This window comes from Methanothermococcus thermolithotrophicus DSM 2095 (assembly GCF_000376965.1).
GTDB classification, from domain to species: Archaea; AGJL01; Methanococci; order Methanococcales; family Methanococcaceae; genus Methanothermococcus; species Methanothermococcus thermolithotrophicus.
Map to the genome: position 1 here is coordinate 25,934 of NZ_AQXV01000045.1, position 18,158 is coordinate 44,091.

17 protein-coding genes, 1 pseudogene and 1 CRISPR repeat array are annotated in these 18,158 nt (G+C 32.6%); of the genes and pseudogenes, 15 read left to right on the forward strand and 3 right to left on the reverse strand.

The window, feature by feature from the left end; translation table 11 throughout:
• The first annotated feature begins 41 nt into the window (after positions 1 to 41).
• The 11 genes and pseudogenes from F555_RS0104125 to trpA all read left to right on the forward strand — a co-directional run bounded on the left by F555_RS0104125 (position 42) and on the right by trpA (position 9,293).
• Entirely contained in the window at positions 42 to 728 is a 687-nt protein-coding gene (locus F555_RS0104125) for a hypothetical protein (RefSeq protein ID WP_018153952.1), read from the forward strand.
• Between the two features lie 374 nt (positions 729 to 1,102).
• Positions 1,103 to 1,282: a helix-turn-helix domain-containing protein gene (locus F555_RS0104130; protein WP_018153953.1), complete on the forward strand. Its 180-nt coding sequence runs from the start codon at positions 1,103 to 1,105 to the stop codon at positions 1,280 to 1,282.
• A gap of 461 nt (positions 1,283 to 1,743) precedes the next feature.
• Entirely contained in the window at positions 1,744 to 2,436 is a 693-nt protein-coding gene (trpC, locus tag F555_RS0104135; RefSeq protein WP_018153954.1) for an indole-3-glycerol phosphate synthase TrpC, read from the forward strand.
• A complete protein-coding gene (trpD, locus tag F555_RS0104140) occupies positions 2,430 to 3,404 on the forward strand; it encodes an anthranilate phosphoribosyltransferase (protein WP_018153955.1) in 975 nt (324 codons plus the stop codon). The genes trpC and trpD overlap by 7 nt, the downstream gene beginning before the upstream one ends.
• A gap of 20 nt (positions 3,405 to 3,424) precedes the next feature.
• Complete coding sequence (locus F555_RS0104145) at positions 3,425 to 4,810, forward strand: anthranilate synthase component I (RefSeq protein ID WP_018153956.1); 1,386 nt, start codon at positions 3,425 to 3,427, stop codon at positions 4,808 to 4,810.
• A gap of 12 nt (positions 4,811 to 4,822) precedes the next feature.
• Complete coding sequence (locus tag F555_RS0104150; RefSeq protein ID WP_018153957.1) at positions 4,823 to 5,410, forward strand: aminodeoxychorismate/anthranilate synthase component II; 588 nt, start codon at positions 4,823 to 4,825, stop codon at positions 5,408 to 5,410.
• A 15-nt stretch (positions 5,411 to 5,425) separates the two neighbouring features.
• Positions 5,426 to 6,214 carry a hypothetical protein gene (locus tag F555_RS09210; RefSeq protein WP_018153958.1) on the forward strand — a complete coding sequence of 263 codons (789 nt, stop codon included), beginning with the start codon at positions 5,426 to 5,428 and terminating at the stop codon, positions 6,212 to 6,214.
• Between the two features lie 15 nt (positions 6,215 to 6,229).
• Positions 6,230 to 6,643 (forward strand): annotated as a pseudogene (locus F555_RS09215) (Holliday junction resolvase-like protein); the annotation flags it as partial.
• A gap of 7 nt (positions 6,644 to 6,650) precedes the next feature.
• Positions 6,651 to 7,283: a phosphoribosylanthranilate isomerase gene (locus tag F555_RS0104160; protein ID WP_018153960.1), complete on the forward strand. Its 633-nt coding sequence runs from the start codon at positions 6,651 to 6,653 to the stop codon at positions 7,281 to 7,283.
• A gap of 22 nt (positions 7,284 to 7,305) precedes the next feature.
• Positions 7,306 to 8,475, forward strand: a complete 1,170-nt coding sequence (trpB, locus tag F555_RS0104165; RefSeq protein WP_018153961.1) for a tryptophan synthase subunit beta — start codon at positions 7,306 to 7,308, stop codon at positions 8,473 to 8,475.
• Positions 8,476 to 8,522: 47 nt separating this feature from the next.
• Complete coding sequence (gene trpA, locus F555_RS0104170; protein WP_018153962.1) at positions 8,523 to 9,293, forward strand: tryptophan synthase subunit alpha; 771 nt, start codon at positions 8,523 to 8,525, stop codon at positions 9,291 to 9,293.
• 23 nt (positions 9,294 to 9,316) lie between these two features.
• On the opposite strand, the gene F555_RS0104175 is transcribed toward trpA, so the two are convergent.
• The 3 genes from F555_RS0104175 to hisG form a co-directional block, all read right to left on the reverse strand.
• Positions 9,317 to 10,540, reverse strand: coding sequence for an Nre family DNA repair protein (locus F555_RS0104175; RefSeq protein WP_018153963.1), 1,224 nt, complete (start codon positions 10,538 to 10,540; stop codon positions 9,317 to 9,319).
• Between the two features lie 97 nt (positions 10,541 to 10,637).
• A complete protein-coding gene (gene gatB, locus F555_RS0104180) occupies positions 10,638 to 12,047 on the reverse strand; it encodes an Asp-tRNA(Asn)/Glu-tRNA(Gln) amidotransferase subunit GatB (RefSeq protein WP_018153964.1) in 1,410 nt (469 codons plus the stop codon).
• A 224-nt stretch (positions 12,048 to 12,271) separates the two neighbouring features.
• The gene (hisG, locus tag F555_RS0104185) at positions 12,272 to 13,138 is read right to left on the reverse strand and encodes an ATP phosphoribosyltransferase (protein ID WP_018153965.1); all 867 of its coding nucleotides are present in this window, start codon (positions 13,136 to 13,138) and stop codon (positions 12,272 to 12,274) included.
• A gap of 307 nt (positions 13,139 to 13,445) precedes the next feature.
• On the opposite strand from hisG, the gene F555_RS0104190 reads away from it, so the two are divergent.
• From F555_RS0104190 to cbiB, 4 genes are all read left to right on the forward strand, one after another.
• The gene (locus tag F555_RS0104190; RefSeq protein ID WP_018153966.1) at positions 13,446 to 13,805 is read left to right on the forward strand and encodes a UPF0058 family protein; all 360 of its coding nucleotides are present in this window, start codon (positions 13,446 to 13,448) and stop codon (positions 13,803 to 13,805) included.
• 67 nt (positions 13,806 to 13,872) lie between these two features.
• Positions 13,873 to 15,282 carry a CCA tRNA nucleotidyltransferase gene (gene cca, locus F555_RS0104195; protein ID WP_018153967.1) on the forward strand — a complete coding sequence of 470 codons (1,410 nt, stop codon included), beginning with the start codon at positions 13,873 to 13,875 and terminating at the stop codon, positions 15,280 to 15,282.
• 55 nt (positions 15,283 to 15,337) lie between these two features.
• Positions 15,338 to 16,759, forward strand: a complete 1,422-nt coding sequence (locus F555_RS0104200) for a DUF530 family protein (RefSeq protein ID WP_018153968.1) — start codon at positions 15,338 to 15,340, stop codon at positions 16,757 to 16,759.
• A gap of 19 nt (positions 16,760 to 16,778) precedes the next feature.
• Positions 16,779 to 17,717: an adenosylcobinamide-phosphate synthase CbiB gene (gene cbiB / locus F555_RS0104205; protein ID WP_018153969.1), complete on the forward strand. Its 939-nt coding sequence runs from the start codon at positions 16,779 to 16,781 to the stop codon at positions 17,715 to 17,717.
• Between the two features lie 148 nt (positions 17,718 to 17,865).
• A CRISPR array of direct repeats spans positions 17,866 to 18,158; the repeat unit is 30 nt; unit sequence ATTTCCATCCCACTATGGTCTTATTTTAAC.

Below are 18,158 nucleotides of genomic sequence, written 5' to 3' on the forward strand. Positions count from 1 at the left end.
ACTTCAATGGGGCTATGGTACTAAATATGATAGGAGGTACCATGAATTGGGCGGATTTGACCATCGAACTATTCCAAATAGGTATTCTAAGCATTGTGTACTTGGTTATGGCGTATGTTCTTTTTAAAAGAGGATTGAGTCTAAAGGGTGAAGGACTCTTCGAGAATTCTATATATAGGATAACATATGGGTCCATAGCAGGGATTATATTAGGCACTGCACTGGCAGTTTGGGATATAACTAGGCTTTTATTTACAAATGAAGTGCCGGTATATCTTGCATTAGGTGTTATGTTAGGTTATACGCTCAGTACCGTGGAAAAAATCGCTGGTCCGACCGCAAGAAGTGCCCTAATTGTCACTACGATTGTAGCTGTCATTGTAATATCACTAATAATTGACTTGGTATTGGGTATGTTCCGTCATTATCATGAACTAAATTTGAACCTTTTCTTAGGGGCATTTATAGGAGTTATTGTAATGTGGATTACAATGTGGATTACTGAAATAAAGCTGGATAATATCATAGTATCAAAGGCAGATGCCAAATATAAAAAAGGTAGGTGTTTGGTAAACTCCGGATATAATGACAATAAAGGAATGGAGTATCTAAATCAGGCATTATATTTGTTAGATGCATATGATGATAATTCTTATATCAATGAAAGATTGGCGAATAATATAAAACTAACACTAGGCAGATTAAAATCAAATAAAATTAATTGTTGAAAAATGGAAGGTTAAGGAGCTCCGTTATACGTAGTTAATGATGTGATTTACGAAACTTCTTTAAAATAGCACATATATTTTCTAATTTTTATAAGGAAAATATGTTGTTGAATATAATCGTTCTGCAATTATATAATATTTAAAAAATTTAAATTTAAATAAAACCGAAGGTTTTGCAGCTCTCCGCTTCGCTCCGATTAAATTAATTACATTGTTAACAAATTCTAAATCTAGATTAAGGTATAATTTATAACATCTCATCGCAGAACGACATATATGGGATGGAGAAAAAATTTAAATAATGGAATAGGGATAAAAAATAAAAGAACAATATTGATGAAAATTTAATAAAAATAAATATATTGGTAGAAAAAATGGAAAACGAACAAAAAGTCATAGATGCTATGAGAAAAGCAGGAAAACCTGTTAGACCAGGGGATGTTGCAAAAGAGACAGGTTTAGAAAGTAAAGAAGTATCAAAAATTATTAAAAAATTGAAAGAAGAAGGGAAAGTAATATCACCTAAAAGATGTTATTATTCACTATCGGAGTGAGCGAAGCGAACGAAGAGCAACGAAATGCGAAGCATTTCGTCTAATCGGAGTGAGCGAAGCGAACGAAGAGCAACGAAATGCGAAGCATTTCGTCTAATCGGAGTGAGCGAAGCGAACGTTATAAAAACCTAACGGTTTTTAAAACCCTTAACGGGAAGAGCTATGAAAATCCGAAGGATTTTCATTCAATCAGAGCTCACGAAGTGATTTTATCCAATATGAGAATAAGTGGGAAAATGAATACAAATAAAAATGTTTATAAAATAATTCGAAAGAATCATGCTTTTTTATATGCTCCCATCCTAAAGTGGGGATGGTGTTTTTAATTAATTAGTGGTAAATGTATATTTAGTAGTAAAATATGTTTTATACCTGATATACTATCTATAATCAATATTTATCCACTCACTAATTTAAATTTAATAATTTATATAATTAAATATACTTTATATGGTGATATTATGCATTCTATGGCGAAATCAATAATAAACACAAAAAATAATTACAGAAATCCAATAATAGCAGAAATAAAGGTCCATTCTCCAAAATATGGTGACATGCTTAAAGGAAGGGATGAAATAGATATTCTTAGAATATACGAAAATGCAGGAGCTGCGGGAATATCCTACATCACCGATAAAAAATACTTTAACGGAAACTTTGAAATGTTCAAAAAAATATGTGCATCAACTGAGCTCCCTGTTTTAAGAAAAGATTTTATAACCACAAAGGATGAAATTGAAAGAACTGCAGAAGCTGAGGGCGGCGCCATATTAATAATAGCAAGACTTTTAAAGGACGAAACAGCTGAATTTGTTGATTACGCCTTAGAACATGGATTAGATACGTTAGTTGAAGTTCATAATAAGGAAGAAATCGATATAGCAAAGGAAACAAATACAACAATGATGGGAGTGAATAACAGGGATATAACCAAACTGGAACTTGACGATGGAACCGTATCACTTACAGAACAGTTGTCCGATTTAATTCCAAAGGATGTTATTTTTGTCAGTGAAAGTGGTATTGCATCTATAAATGATCTAAAAATAGCTTTAAAATATGCAGACGCAGCTCTTATTGGAACAAGTTTTATGAAAGCCGACAACATGGAGGAATTTGTTAAAAGTTTCGTGGAGGCTAAATTATGCTAAGTAAAATCGTCGATAGAAATGATTTAACTTTTGAAGAGGCTTATGACTTATTTAATCAATTGTTAAATGAAAGCGAGGTTAGGATAGGGGCATACCTTGCGGCACTTCAAACTAAAGGATTTACATCTGAGGAAATTGCTGGTTTTGCAAAAGCCATGAGGGACAATGCCATTAAGGTAAATTTAGGTAGTGGTGTAGCCGATACATGTGGAACAGGTGGGGATAAATCTTCGACCATAAATGTTAGTACTGCGGTGTCAATCGTATTATCTTGCTTCACAAAAGTTGCAAAACATGGAAACGTGTCAATTACTTCTAAAAGTGGTTCTGCAAATGTTCTGGAAGCATTGGGTATTAAAATTGATTCCACACCTGAGGAAGCTAAACAAATGATCGACAAAACAAACTTCGTATTCCTATTTGCTCCAAAGTACCATCCTGCACTAAAAAAGATAATGCCTGTAAGAAAGGAGCTCGGTATAAAAACAATATTCAATATACTTGGACCCCTTGCCAATCCTGCAAGCCCTGATTATCAAATTGTAGGTGTTAATTCTTTGGATTTAGTTGAAAAAGTTGCAGAATCGCTAAAATTACTCGGAGTTAAAAAGGCCCTTGTGGTTTATGGAAACGGCCTTGATGAATTAAATCCAAACGATTACTCAACAGTATGTGAAGTTGTAGGAAATAAACCATTAAACACCTATAAAATATCTCCAGAGGATTTTGGAATAGAAAGATCAAAACCAATACCATGCGGAAGTCCAGAAGAGAGTGCAAAGAGAATAATTGATGTGTTTTCAGGAAAAATTAACGAAGATAGGAATTTTATAGTATTAAATGCTTCTGCAGCACTCTATGCATCAGAAATAGCATCAGATTATTCAGAAGCCGTTGAAATGGTAAAGAATGCTATTGACGATGGAACAGTATTAAATAAGCTTGCAGAGATTCAAAATTACAAATGAACAAAAGATAATGGGATAATATGAAATTATTTAGGCAAAAATTTGACTATATTGATCCGTTGAAACTGTACAACGTTTTAAGAGAAGAAGGGGAATATCCGTTTATTTTAGAGTCAAGGGATAAACATCCTTCAAAGGCGAGATATACCTACATATCTTCAAATCCGGAATTTGTCGTAAATGTAAAAAATAATACAAAAATAGACAATACCACAGTTTCAAAGGAAAAAAATCCATTTAAGGCCTTAAAGTACATTTTTGAATCAGAGATAAAAGGGGATGAAAATAATAAAACTAAAACTAATGAAATAACCAATATTGAAGTAAATGAAAGATTTACCGGCGGTTTCTTAGGATACTTCTCCTACGATACAATACACAACTATATCGGCGGAGATATTGAAGAACCTTCTGTATTTGGATACTACGACCATGTTTACGTTTACGACCATATTTTAAACAGGTACTACTACCTGACACTTAACAACTCTAAGGAAGAAATGAATAACGCTGAAAAGATTGTTGAAAAGGCAAAAAAATCAAATATAATGGATGAAAAAGGCGGAACAGAAATTGTTGGATGCGATGCAGGTAGAGAAGATTTTATGAAAATGGTAGAAAAAACCAAGGATTATATCTACGCAGGGGATGCATTTCAGGTAGTTATATCAAGGGAATATCAGTTAAAAAGTGATTATTCAGCATTTAAGATATATAGAAACCTTAGGGAACTTAATCCAAGTCCATACATGTTTTTACTGGAATTTGAAAAGGATGTAGTAGGAGCTTCTCCTGAAACTATGGCTTCTGTTGAAGACAATATCCTTAAAATAAATCCAATTGCAGGAACCACAACTGTTGGGAAAACGGAAGAAGAAAATAGAGAACTTGCGGAAAAACTTCTAAACGATGAAAAAGAAAGAGCAGAACATATGATGCTCGTTGATTTGGCGAGAAATGATGTTAGAAAGGTGTCTAGATCAGGAACCGTTGAACTTAAAAGATTCTTTGAAGTTGTGAGATACAGTCATGTTCAGCACATAGAAAGCGAAGTTATAGGGGAACTAAAGGACAATGCCACAATGTTTGATGCGATAGAAGCTTCATTCCCAGCCGGGACTTTAACAGGAGCTCCGAAATATAGGGCCATGGAGATAATAGATGAACTGGAAAAATCACGAAGAAAAATCTATGGCGGAGCTGTGGGATACTTTTCACTTAGCAATCATGCAGATACTGCAATAGCCATAAGAATGACAGAAATAGGCAAAGATAGAGTTTGCAGGGTAAGGGCAGGAGCAGGAATAGTGGCCGATTCAGTCCCAGAGAATGAATATATTGAAACAGAAAGAAAAATGGCGGCTGTGATGCGTGCATTAGAGGTGGAACATGATATTGATAAGTAAATTGGTGAGACGATGATTTTAATAATAGATAATAAGGATTCGTTTGTATGGAATTTGGCAGAATATGCATCCATTTATGATAAAATAAAGGTTGTTCCAAACACCATAACCCTTGAAGAGGTAAAAAAAATAAATCCTGATGGGATAATAATTTCACCAGGTCCTGGTTCTCCAGATAATAAAAGGGATGTTGAAAACTGCCCTGAAATTATAATGAACATGGACGTTCCAATATTGGGCGTTTGTTTAGGTCATCAAATAATAGCTCACATATTTGGGGGAAAAGTCGATAGAATACCACCAGTTCATGGTAAATCAAGTTTAATCAAACATGACGGAAAAACCATATTTAAGGATATTAAAAACCCATTGGAAGTTGGAAGATACCATTCTCTTGCAGTCCTTGAAGTTCCAGAGGATTTTGAAGTTTCTGCCGTAACAATCGATACAGATAAAGAAGTTGTCATGGGAATAAGGCATAAAAAAAGACCTATTGAAGGGGTTCAGTTCCATCCCGAAAGTGTATTGACTGAATGGGAAAATAAAGAGGGTTTAAAGATTATTAAAAATTTTATAGATGGGGCATTGGATTACAAATAATAAATTGGTGGTATTTTGGATATACTTACAATATTTCTTATTGGTTCATTGGGAATGGCAGTAATTGTTATTATTATGTTACATAAATACTATTCATCAAAGATGATTAAAACATTGGATGAATGGAAAAAAACAGAATTAAAAGAGTATGAGAATCAAATATATAAAAATATAAAATTAGAATATAAGGCAGAATATGAAGAAAAATTTAGAAAATTAGAAGAAAAATATCAAGAAAAAATTGAAGAATGGAAACAGAAGGAACTAATTGATATTCAATCCCAAATAAAGACAAGTGTAGAGAACGAGTATAAAGCAAAGTATGAGTCAATGACTAAGGAAAATCTTGAAAAACTACATAAAGAATATGAAAATAAGTTCAACGAATGGAAGCAAGGGGAACTGACGGAAATCCAGAAACAAATCCGAACAAGTGTTGAAAATGAATATATGGCAAAGTATGAATCCCTAATGAAAGAAAATATCGAGGAGTTACATAAAGAATATGAAGACAAATTCAATAATTGGAAGCAGAAAGAACTAATTGAGATTCAATCTCAAATAAAAACTAGTGTAGAAAATGAATACAAAGCAAAATATGAGGAAATGTTAAAAAATAATCTTGAAAAACTCCACAAAGAATATGAAGACAAGTTTAATGAATGGAAACAAAAAGAATTAACTGAGCTCCAAACACAGATTAATACGAGTGTAGCGAATGAGTATAAAGCAAAGTATGAATCGATGTTAAAAGAGAACCTTGAAAAAACACACAATGAATACGAAGCTAAGTTTAATGAATGAAAACAAAAAGAATTACAAGAATTAAAGGAAAATATCTATGAAAATATAAAAAAGGAATATGAAACAAAGTTTGAGGAATGGAAAAGAAAAACAGAAATGTGTATAAGAACTGATGCTATACAAAGGTCATCTACAACAATCCTTGGAAAAGTTGGAGAACAATTAGCTCCTTTGTTACTATTTGAAAACCATAACATAAATCTAAAAGATTTAAGATTTTTAGGCTCTCCAATAGATTTCATTGCATTTAAAGGATTGGAAGAAGAAAAACCTGAGGAAGTCGTATTTATCGAGGTAAAAAGTGGAAATTCTGCTAATTTGACGAAACGAGAAAGAATGGTTAAAAAATTGATAGAAAATAAAAAAGTGTCTTGGATGACATTCCATACAAAAACAGAACTTAATAATTTATCCAAAAATACAGTATAGTGAGATTATGTTTATTAAAATATGTGGTATTAAATCACATGATGAACTAAAAATAGTTGAAAAATATGCAGATGCCACAGGGGTAATTGTGGAATCTGAATCTAAAAGAACTATAGACCTTGATAAGGCTAAAGAGTTGATAGAAACGTCTAAAATCCCTGTATTTACAGTTTCCACATTAAGCGATTTTGAAGGCTGGGCAAATGTGATAAAAGAAACTGGGACAAAATATATTCAAATTCACTCAAACATGAAACCTACCGATGTTGAAAGAATAAAAGACGAATACGATGTTTTTATAATGAAGGCATTTAAAGTACCTAAGATGAGCTCAGCTCCTGAAAAAGATGCTGAAGATTTGATAAATGAAATAGAAGAATACAACGATATCGTTGATAGAGTTTTACTTGATACAGGTAAAGGTTGCGGTATCACACACGACCATAGAATAAGTAAAATGGTTTGTGAAAAGTTTAATGTGGTACTGGCAGGCGGTTTAAATCCTGAAAATGTGATGGAAATCACAGAATACGTTCAACCATTTGGTGTCGATGTATCAAGTGGTGTTGAAAAAGATAATAAAAAAGATGAAGATTTAATAAAATCATTTGTTAAAAATTTAAACATCAATAAAATATAAAATATTATTTTGGTGATAAAAAATGGAATTAAGATTTGGAGAATACGGAGGGCAGTATGTCCCAGAGGTACTTATGCCATCATTAAAGGAATTGGAAAAGGCGTATAAAGAATATAAAGATGATCCAGAGTTTAAAGAAGAGCTCGACTATTACTTAAAAAAATATGCTGGAAGAGAAACACCACTATACTTTGCTGAAAATCTTACAAAAAAGATTGGTGGAGCTAAGATATATTTAAAAAGAGAGGATTTATTACTCGGTGGAGCTCACAAAATAAACAACAGTCTTGGTCAGGCACTTTTGGCAAAAAAAATGGGAAAAACACGATTAATAGCTGAGACCGGTGCAGGAGAGCATGGATTATCAACTGCAATGGTCGGGGCATTGTTTGGAATGAAGGCAAGAATTTACATGGGAGCAATAGATGTTGAAAGACAGAAGTTAAACGTTTATAAAATGAAGTTGCACGGTGCAGAGGTCTATCCAGTAGAATCTGGTTCAAAAACATTGAAGGATGCCATAAATGAAGCATTGAGAGACTGGGTAGAAACATTTGAAGACACACACTACTTAATAGGTTCTGTTGTTGGACCGTACCCTTATCCATCAATAGTTAGGGATTTCCAGTCAGTTATAGGAAGAGAGGCAAAACAGCAAATACTTGAAGCAGAAGGAAGGCTTCCAGACTGTATTGTTGCCTGCGTAGGTGGGGGCAGTAACTCTATAGGAATATTTAATGAATTTAAAAACGATAAAGAAGTTAAATTAATTGGTGTAGAAGCAGCTGGAGAAGGGCTTGACACTGAAAAACATGCGGCTTCATTACTTAGGGGTAGAAAAGGAATACTACACGGTATGTTCTCATACTTCTTACAGGATGAAGATGGACAAATTAAACCAACATACAGCGTCTCTGCTGGACTCGATTATCCTGGCGTAGGTCCTGAGCATGCATACCTTAAAGATATCGGAAGAGTGGAGTATGCTGGAATAACTGATGAAGAGGCATTAAATGCATTTTTAGAACTTTCAAGAACAGAAGGAATAATACCTGCTCTTGAATCATCTCACGCCGTTGCCCATGGTATGAAAGTGGCAAAAGAAATGGATAAAGATGAAATTGTAATAGTAAACCTTTCAGGAAGGGGAGATAAGGACTTACACACGGTTATGAAGTATATTAAATTTTAATTAGGATACGAATAAAATAAAAATAAAATAAACATGGGAGTGATTGTATGGAAAAAAAATTGGTTAGTTTTATAGTTGCAGGAGACCCAAATCCAGAGGCAACATTAAAATTTATGAACGCTTTGAGCAAATATTCCGATATAATAGAGCTCGGTATTCCGTTCAGTGACCCGATGGCAGATGGAGAAACAATTCAAAAAGCAGATATTAGAGCATTAAATGGTGGAATGAGAGTTTCCAAAGTTTTTGACATTATAAAAGAGTTTAGAAAAAATTCAGATACTCCAGTAGTTGTGATGACATACTACAATCCTATATTCAGTATGGGCGTAGAAAACTTTATAAAAAAATTAAAAGAAGTTGGTGGCAACGGTTTAATAGCTGTTGATTTACCTGTTGAAGATTCAGAGGAATATCTTAATATCTGCAAAAAGTACGGTATCGATACAGTGTTCCTTGCTGCACCAAATACATCAGAGGATAGACTTAAAAAGATTGATGAAGCGAGCTCTATGTTTATATATTTGGTTTCAGTTTATGGGACCACTGGAGCTAGGGACGATGTTTCCGATCTTGCATTGGATTTCTTAAATAGGACCAAAAAACTCTGTAAAAATCCCGTTTATGTTGGATTTGGAATATCAAAAGGAGAACATGCTAAAAAATTCATTGAAAACGGTGCTGACGGTGTTGTTGTAGGAAGTGCCTATGTAAGGATAATTGAAGAATATGGAGATTCAGAAGAAGCCGTTAAAAAACTTGAAGAAAAGGCAAAGGAATTAAAAGAAGGAGTTATAGAAGGGAGCAAAGCGAACTAAAATTATAAAAATCCAAGATTTTATTAGTTGAGATATGCATCCAATATTGCCTGTCTTTTTCTATTTTTTAAAATTTTACTTTTTGATGTATAACCTTCTAAAGGAGCTCTTAAGAATTTTTTAACATTATTTAATGCATTGTTTAAATTATCAAATTTCCCTATAGGATTCTCTAAGGCTTTTTTAACTCCCGTCCTAATCTGCCAAACTCCAACTGGAGCATAGTATTTTGGGGTAACTTCTCTGAATATCAAAACTTTAGACTGTCTTTTTCTCTTCCTAAGGTGTTCAAGTACACTTAAACGTGAAGCATAGAACGCCCCCGTAGTTTCTTTGGCATAATCTTTTATTCCTTTAATGTCTTCAAAATCACCCAAAACCCGTGGATTTTTAGATCCAAATAATGATCCATTAAGCCATACTTCCAGTAACTCAAACGAATATTGATCAGGCATTAAAAGAACGGTATATCTATTTCCAAGGAATTCATAGAAATAAAGTTCATAGTTGTTAATATATGGACGTCCTAAAACTTCTTTTTTTAGATTTTTTCCAAGCATATCCTGAATTGCGGTTATGCTCCATCTGGTAGGTACCAGTTTTTTGTTTAATCCAAGTAATCCTGCTGAAAGTAATTTAATTATGTAGTATTCATCAAATCCTGCATTGTAAAGTGAAATAACGGCTTCACTGGCTTTAAAGTCATCGTTAACTATATATTCACTTTTATTAGGTATTTTTGGATTCTCTGAAATTTTAAATTTTAAGAGCTCCCCTCTTGGCCCGAGTGGTGGGGCAAATTCGCTTGGAACTACATTTAATGATGGTTTATGTTTAAGAGTAATTTCACTGTCCACAGGTTTTATTGCCATTGAGAGCTCCTGAATATCACTTAAATAACTGGAGTTTTTATTTACATTAACATTTGCAGTAGCCTGTCCCATAACTAACATTGATCTATACTCCAAAATATTTTCAATACTTGCATTTTCCCATTTTAGTGGATTGTCTAAATGGGATGTATTTCCCTCAACTGGTGGTACCATAGGACCAATTCTAACTTTAGGATAGCCGAATTCTCCAACAAATATTGATGGTGGAGAAGCTCCAAATATCTCTTTTTTGTTGAGGATACTTTTAGTATTTTTAACTATTCTGAATCTCTCTAAAATTGGACATTTTGGTCTCCCACAAATCTGTTTTCGACCCTTGCAATATGAGCAGACTTTTGATTTAAATAGTTCCATAAAATCCCCGTTAAAGTGTATAAATTAGTTATCCGTAAAAATTTAGTTAAATAAAAAATAAAATAAATAAAAATAAAAAATTATTTGAATCTATTGTTTATTTATCAAGTTTCTTTTTAAGAATTTCTACAACCATTTTAGGTTCAGCTCTTCCCCTAGTTAGTTTCATAACTTGCCCCATCAGGAAGTTTAAGGCTACTTTATTTCCACCTAAGTAATCTTCAACAGCTTTAGGATTGTTCTTTATCGCTTCATCACAGGCATTTTCAAGTGCACTGTCATCGGTGATTACAGTTAATCCAAGTTCTTCAATTATTTGTTTTGGAGTTTTTTCTCCCCTGTGATCTACGAGTATTTCTATGACTTTTTTACCTATTTTCTGGCTGATAGTTTTGTTCTTTATTAGTTCGATGAGCTCTATTAAATGTTCTGGCTTTAAATTACTTTCAAAGAAGTCTATTTTGTTGTATGCTAAAACCCTTCTTAACTCATTTCTTATCCAAATGACCGCAAGATTTATACTTTCCTTATCGCATCCTAACTCATTAACTACTTTTTCAAATACATCTGCCAACTCTAAATCAGAAACTAAAACCTTTGCATCGCCTTCTTTTATCCCATACTGCTCAACGAATCTTTTTTCTTTGTTCATTGGGGTTTCAGGCATTTCAGATTCAACTTCTTTTACCCACTTTTCATCGATTACAATAGGCTGAAGGTCTGGGTCAGGGATATATCTATAATCGTCTGCAGTTTCCTTGCTTCTCATACCTTTTGTAATCATTTGGCTTTCCATAAATGCCCTTGTTTCTCTTTTTATTTCTCCGCCCCTTCTAATGACGTTTTTCTGTCTAATAAATTCATATTTTAATACTTTATAAACACCCTTGATGGAGTTTACGTTTTTTACTTCAACCCTATTCCCTTGAATTCCTTTGTAATTGACAGATATGTTTACATCGGCCCTCATTGTACCTTCTCCTCTTAAACGGCCGATGTATCTAAACAATCTCATGAGCTGTTTCAAGAATTCTCTGGCTTCTTCTGGATTTTTCATATCTGGTTCTGTAACAATCTCTATAAGGGGTGTACCGCTCCTGTTGTAATCTACAATACCTAAATCTGGTTTGTACTGCCCAGGGTCTTCTTCAAGGTGAACTTCTGTAATTCCAACACCTAAAAAGTTCCCATTTACTCCAATGGGCACTGAAGTTTTTTGATATCCGCTTGGTAAGTCTGGATATGCATAGTGCTTCCTTTGGAAGTATATATCTTTGTCCAGGACTATCTCACAGTTTAACATTCTTGCAACCATTATTGCAGTATCTATGGCTTTTTTGTTTGGAGGCATTGGTTTTGCTCCAGGATGTCCAATACAAACTGGACATATGTTCGTGTTTGGGGCAACATCCTTGTAGTTGGTAGGACATCTACAAAATAATTTTGAGTCTGTATCAACTTGGACGTGAATTTCAAGACCGCACTTCATAGATACGTCTTCACTCATCATTTCACCTTTAAATATAATAGATTATACTAATATTGAGTATATGAGGTATAACGACATACCATTGTATAATACAGTATAATATGCTATATTATTATCATATAACATATTATATAATATATTGATTTTCAAATTTTACGAAACTCGACAAATCTTTGATTTAGTTGAAAATCTGGATTGTTCGACTCTCGATTCAATTGTTTCAATGTTTCGATAAAAAGATTTTAAAGTATCCTTTCAATGGGTAGTACTAAAATATCTCTTGCTCCAAGTTCCTCCAACTTAGATACTGTTGTGAATACCTGATTTTCATCGATTACTACATGAATGGCAACCATATTATCATTAGATAAAACTTCTGAAATTGTTGGACCACTCATTCCAGGGATAATCTGTTTTATTTCATTTACCTTTTCTTTTGGGGCATTCATCATAATTAGCCTTTTGGTTTCTGCATAAAGAACGCTCTTTATCCCATTGATTATTTGATTTATTTTCATTCTCTTTTTTGGATCATTCATACTGTCTTTATTTGCTATAAGTCTTGTTGTGGATGAAACTATTTCTTCGATTATTTTCAGCCTATTTAATTTAAGTGTGGTTCCAGTGGATGTTAAATCACTTATTAAGTCTGCCACACCGATAAATGGAGCAATTTCAGTAGCTCCACTTAATTCGATTATTTCCAAATTAAGTCCCTTCTTCATCAAGTATTTCCTTGTTAAATTAGGGAATTCTGTTGCTATTTTCATTCCATCTTTTAGATCATTAATGGAATTGATTTCTGAATTTTCTGGAGCAGCCAGTACCAGCCTGGCTTTTCCAAAGTTAAAATCAAGTGCATGTTCTATTCTGTCTTCGACGCCCCTTTCTAAAATTAAGTCATAACCTGTAACTCCAATATCTGCCACACCATCTGCAACAAATTCTGGGATATCCTTCGCCCTTGCGAACATTACATTTATTTCATCGTCAACAGTTTGGGCAAATAAGCTTCTTCCGTGAACAGTTATTTTTAGTCCTGCTTTTTCTAAAATTTCATTTACTGGTCCTGAGATTCTTCCTTTGTTGGGTAATGCAAATAAAATCAAAATACCACCTATAATAATGTAAAACTTATATTGTGTTTCAATGACATATATATGTAATGAAATTATATAGTATACTAATATTTTAGTAGTTTATTTAAGAATCCTGTAGTAATGTTGAATCATATATCAAAGGTATGTAGGTTCGACACAAATTAAAAGTTTTCGATATCTACTGTAGGTTGATAGAACAAAGGACAAAAACAATGTCAATATAATTAATTTTCCAATTTAGTAGTTTGTATAAAATTTTATATAATATGAACTTTTAACTTAATTTAATCAAATAATAAGGGTAAAAGGGGACATAATGCACAAAGAACAACTTATGGAATTACATCAATTTTTTGTCCATGTCTTTAGGGAGATGGTGCCTGAAGACTACAAATGTGAATATTTAGAAATATATAAAGAGTTAGATGTAATGCCCCATCACATTCACAAGTTAAAGACCGAACAAAGAGCTGCTATTTTTTTGCTTTCTGCATGTATCGCAGATTATTTATCAAAGATTGACGAAAATATTCCTGAGAATTTATCAAAAAGACTAGCTGAGAATGCATTTAAGTACGTGAATATTAAACCAAAGAAGGCTAAAAAGAGTAATAGCCATAAATGCACAGTCTCAGTTTCACCTAAAGACAAAAGAAATATTAGAAATACTGTGTAAATATCTTTTGTGAATATTTCTATTTTTACATATTGAACTACACAATATTCTTTTTTGGAGGGATAATTTGAAAGAAGATGGTGGGGATTCTCCATATTATGATATGTGCCACAGACAAAATTTACAGACACGTTCAAAAACCGAAGATATTCAAAAATATCAGCAAATTCAACATATACTTGAAGAAGTTTTAAAAGATATAAGTCCAGATAACAAAGAAAAAACTGAACTAAGAGAGTTTTCAAACAAGGTTATCGAAGAGCTGAAAAAGATATTAGAATATCCTGCAATTGACATAGTGCAGGTAGGTTCAACAGCAAGGGATTCAAATTTAAAAAACGATTACGATATTGATATATTTATAAGATTTGAAAAAAATACCGAAAAAGAACAGCTAAAAGAAATTGGACTAGAGCTCGGAAAAAAAGTAGTGGAAAAATTAAATGGAAAACATTGGATAGAGTATGCTGAACATCCATATATCTCTGCAGAAGTGGATAAATACTCCCTTGACATTGTCCCGTGTTATAAGATTGACTGGAATGAGAAAATAATTTCTGCCGTGGATAGGACACCATTACACAATGAATTTTTAAAGGAAAGGCTTGAGAAAAGAAACCTATGCGATGACGTAAGACTCTTGAAAAAGTTTTTAAAAGGAATTGGAATATATGGTTCTGATTTAAAAACCAAAGGTTTTTCAGGATACCTTTGCGAGCTCCTTATAATTCATTACAATGGATTTATCAACCTCTTAAAGAATGCCAAGGACTGGAAGATAGGGCAGAAGATAATATTGGAAGATATATTTAAAATTTACAACTTGGATGAGGATTATAAATTTAAAAAGTTTAATGATCCCCTCATAGTTTACGATCCTGTGGATCTAAATAGGAACGTAGCAGCAGCATTGAGTAAAGAAAACCTCTGTAAATTTATATTCTATTCACATCAGTTCCTGGAGAACCCATCCAAAGACTTTTTCTACGATTACCGCGGAAAGTTAAGAGATATACTCAATGATAGAGAGAAGGGTCTTTTGATCACATTGAAAATTAATAGAAACAAGGATATAGTTGATGATGTCATATATCCACAAATGGATAAACTTCAAAAAAGTATCAATAAAGTTCTTAAAGAAAACGACTTTGAATTTTTGAGATACTGCAACTATGCAGATGACGATTTCTGTTACTTATCATGGGAATTTTTAATTTATGAACTTCCAAATGTAAAAATCAATGAAGGCCCACCGGTTTTTGATAAAGAAAGAGTGAATAAATTTATAAAAAAGAACGATAAATATTTTATCAAGAACTGCAAGGTGTGTGCCTATACAACCAGAAAATATAAAAATGTCCATAGCTTATTCAATGATATGATTAATGGAAAGTTAAAGGGATTTATTTCATATCCCAAATATGTACATCCGGAAAATGCAATTCTTCAACAGGGTATATTCATAGACCGAAATTAAATCCCATTGAAAAATTAATTAATGATTATTTCAAATATTCTTTTTTAGTGGAAGTATGGAGAGCAGTACTTTAATAAAAAAATGTAACGAATTTTTGGACAGGTTGTCGAAATTTAAAGATGAATTAATTATGTTAGATGGTAGTGTAAATAACGATTTGATTGCAAAATTAGAGGATAATTTACAGACTTTAGAATGTTTTAAAGAAAAAATGGAACTTAAAGGCTTTGATACTCCGTTTATAGGTGTTGGAAGACTAAAAGGTAGTGATGAAGACGATATATACGACATAATGAATTATACCACGTACTTGAGAAGAATTGTAGATGAAAAGAAAGGAGCTCTTGAAAGGGTAAGGTATGCAATAGTGGCCCATAAAATAGCACTGGGAAATATACTTGATGAGATTGGGAACAAGGAAATAATTTATTTACTACCTTACGATGGGTCCTATAAGGAATCATTGACTAATTTACCATCCTTTTTTATAAAAACATACAAGAAAATTTTAAATATTTTTGAATCCGAAGGCAAGGGAGTCATAAGTTCAACAACTCTTTCTTTGATAGTTGTAGAAAATGGGAAAAGAAAGTTCAAAAGGGTAAAAACAGAAGAACAAGACTATGAAAGATACATAAGGGAAAACTACGAAGATGCGATAATCACATCAATAAAGAGGAATTATTCAAAAAACAAGCTTCTAAATGACCAGTATGTAAAAAAAATACTGGCGTTAGCCTATTTAGTTACTTACCGGGAAGAAATAGAAATTGAGATAGAAAAAAAGTTAAGGAAAGTATTATCCAAAAGTCAGAGGAAGTTAATCAGTAAATACAAGGAAATTATGGAGAGTTTAGGCGGAGAACATTTTGAAGGAGGAATTATTGACGTTAGGGTCTTAGATGAGTTGAAACTAAAAGAATTAAAAGCCAGAGAAGAGCTGGAAAAATTAGGACTTTATAAAAATGGTAAACCAATAGAAGAACTTAGGATATCATTGGACGTTGAAAAAAATATAACGGAAGATATATGTTTAAAAATATCTTTAAAATACCTCTCATTGGATTTATTTAACTACTATCTACATAAAACACCTGATGAAAGAACCCGTTCAAATATGTTTCCTTCAATACTCGTTACTCCATCAAAAGCCCATTTAAAATGGATGAATATAGAAGGAATAGATGCAAAAAATGTCCTTGACTTGAAGTTTTTATTTGAAAAGGAGCTCCCAAAGTACAACATACCTTTAAAAAATATTGGTGGAGTAGCCCTGTACTTAATCCATGACTGGGATGCTGTAGAAAGATTTGGATTTAAAAAGGAAGATATTGAAGAAGTATTAAGAAATATGGCCCCTATTGAAAACGTTAAGTCGATTTTAAAGGAAAAAGTGGATATTAAAAAATTAGAAAGTTACAACGAGATTAAGAAGGAAAAGACTAAGAAATTCTTGAATTTACTTGGAAAAATTTAAATAATTTATTTGTGATAGCATGTTAAATCCTATTTTATTAATATTAACTATAGTATTTGATAGGATATTGGGGGAGCTCCCTGAAAAAATACACCCTGTTGTAATGATGGGAAATTTAATTTATTTTTTTGAGAATAAAATATTTAAATCAACTAATTCTGAGTTTAAAACTAAAGATTTTGTTTTAGGTATATTCACTGTTTTTAGCGTTTTAGCTATTGTTTTTATTGCATCTTACTGTGCTGAACTGCTTATAAACAAAATACCTGATAATTACTATTTTATAAAATATGTTATCTATTCATTTATTCTATCTACAACGATAGGATACAAATCATTGATGGATTTTTCAAAAAAGCCAATAGATTATTTAAATAATGGAGATTTAGAAAATGCGAGAAAATCTGTTCAATGCATTGTAAGTAGAAATGTTTCAGAGCTCGACGAAGAGCATATTTTATCTGCATCAATTGAAAGTGCATCTGAAAATATAACCGATAGTATCGTAGCTCCTTTGTTTTATGCTATTTTGTTTGGTCTCCCTGGTGCGTTTATATACCGAGCTGTGAATACGATGGACGCCATGATAGGATATAAAAATAAAAAGTATTATTACTATGGAAAATTCGCAGCTCGTTTAGACGATGTATTGAATTTTATCCCATCCCGTATTGCTGGAATTCTTTTAATTATCTCTGCACCGCTTTATGGAGGAAGTGCAAAAAAAGCATTTATTGGATTTTTAAAGGAAGGGCATAAAACACCGTCTCCAAACTCTGGATACACAATGGCCACAATAGCAAATGCTTTGAATATGACTCTGGAAAAAATAGGGTATTATAGATTAGGTACTGGAAAAATAACTGTTGAAAAGGCATACAAATCCTTAAAAGCTATTGATGTTGATGTTTTTGTGTTTATTTTAGTTTATATTATGGTTTACTTCCAAACCTTTTAGAAAAAGGTTTGGATTCCAAAACCAGATACCTACTCAACTTCGTTGAGTAGGTATATAAAACCTAACGTTTTACTACTTAAATTCCTTCGAATTTGATGGTCTGATTTTAACGCTCAAAAGGCATTATTAAAATATGTTAAAACTAAATAATTTCCTCCCACTATGGTCTGATTTTAACATAAGCACATGTCACAAGTGATTGTAGCAATAGCTGCAATTTCCATCCCACAATGGTCTTATTTTAACTGTAAAAAAGAGGTAAAACTACTAGCTGATGAGCTACTATTTCCATCCCACAATGGTCTTATTTTAACGCAGATATAGTATCTGCATCAACTTCAATGATTGATTTCCATCCCACTATGGTCTTATTTTAACACCGTTTTACCACTCTAAAAACATTTTTACGTTATTTCCATCCCACTATGGTCTTATTTTAAC

Excerpts from the sequence above, each read along its gene's own strand:
- F555_RS0104145 (WP_018153956.1), top strand. The coding sequence starts at position 3,425 with ATGAAATTATTTAGGCAAAAATTTGACTATATTGATCCGTTGAAACTG.
- F555_RS0104175 (WP_018153963.1), bottom strand. The coding sequence starts at position 10,540 with ATGGAACTATTTAAATCAAAAGTCTGCTCATATTGCAAGGGTCGAAAA.
- trpC (WP_018153954.1), top strand. The coding sequence starts at position 1,744 with ATGCATTCTATGGCGAAATCAATAATAAACACAAAAAATAATTACAGA.
- F555_RS0104150 (WP_018153957.1), top strand. The coding sequence starts at position 4,823 with ATGATTTTAATAATAGATAATAAGGATTCGTTTGTATGGAATTTGGCA.
- trpB (WP_018153961.1), top strand. The coding sequence starts at position 7,306 with ATGGAATTAAGATTTGGAGAATACGGAGGGCAGTATGTCCCAGAGGTA.
- F555_RS0104125 (WP_018153952.1), top strand. The coding sequence starts at position 42 with ATGAATTGGGCGGATTTGACCATCGAACTATTCCAAATAGGTATTCTA.
- F555_RS0104200 (WP_018153968.1), top strand. The coding sequence starts at position 15,338 with ATGGAGAGCAGTACTTTAATAAAAAAATGTAACGAATTTTTGGACAGG.
- F555_RS0104160 (WP_018153960.1), top strand. The coding sequence starts at position 6,651 with ATGTTTATTAAAATATGTGGTATTAAATCACATGATGAACTAAAAATA.
- trpD (WP_018153955.1), top strand. The coding sequence starts at position 2,430 with ATGCTAAGTAAAATCGTCGATAGAAATGATTTAACTTTTGAAGAGGCT.
- F555_RS0104130 (WP_018153953.1), top strand. The coding sequence starts at position 1,103 with ATGGAAAACGAACAAAAAGTCATAGATGCTATGAGAAAAGCAGGAAAA.
- cbiB (WP_018153969.1), top strand. The coding sequence starts at position 16,779 with ATGTTAAATCCTATTTTATTAATATTAACTATAGTATTTGATAGGATA.
- trpA (WP_018153962.1), top strand. The coding sequence starts at position 8,523 with ATGGAAAAAAAATTGGTTAGTTTTATAGTTGCAGGAGACCCAAATCCA.
- gatB (WP_018153964.1), bottom strand. The coding sequence starts at position 12,047 with ATGAGTGAAGACGTATCTATGAAGTGCGGTCTTGAAATTCACGTCCAA.
- F555_RS0104190 (WP_018153966.1), top strand. The coding sequence starts at position 13,446 with ATGCACAAAGAACAACTTATGGAATTACATCAATTTTTTGTCCATGTC.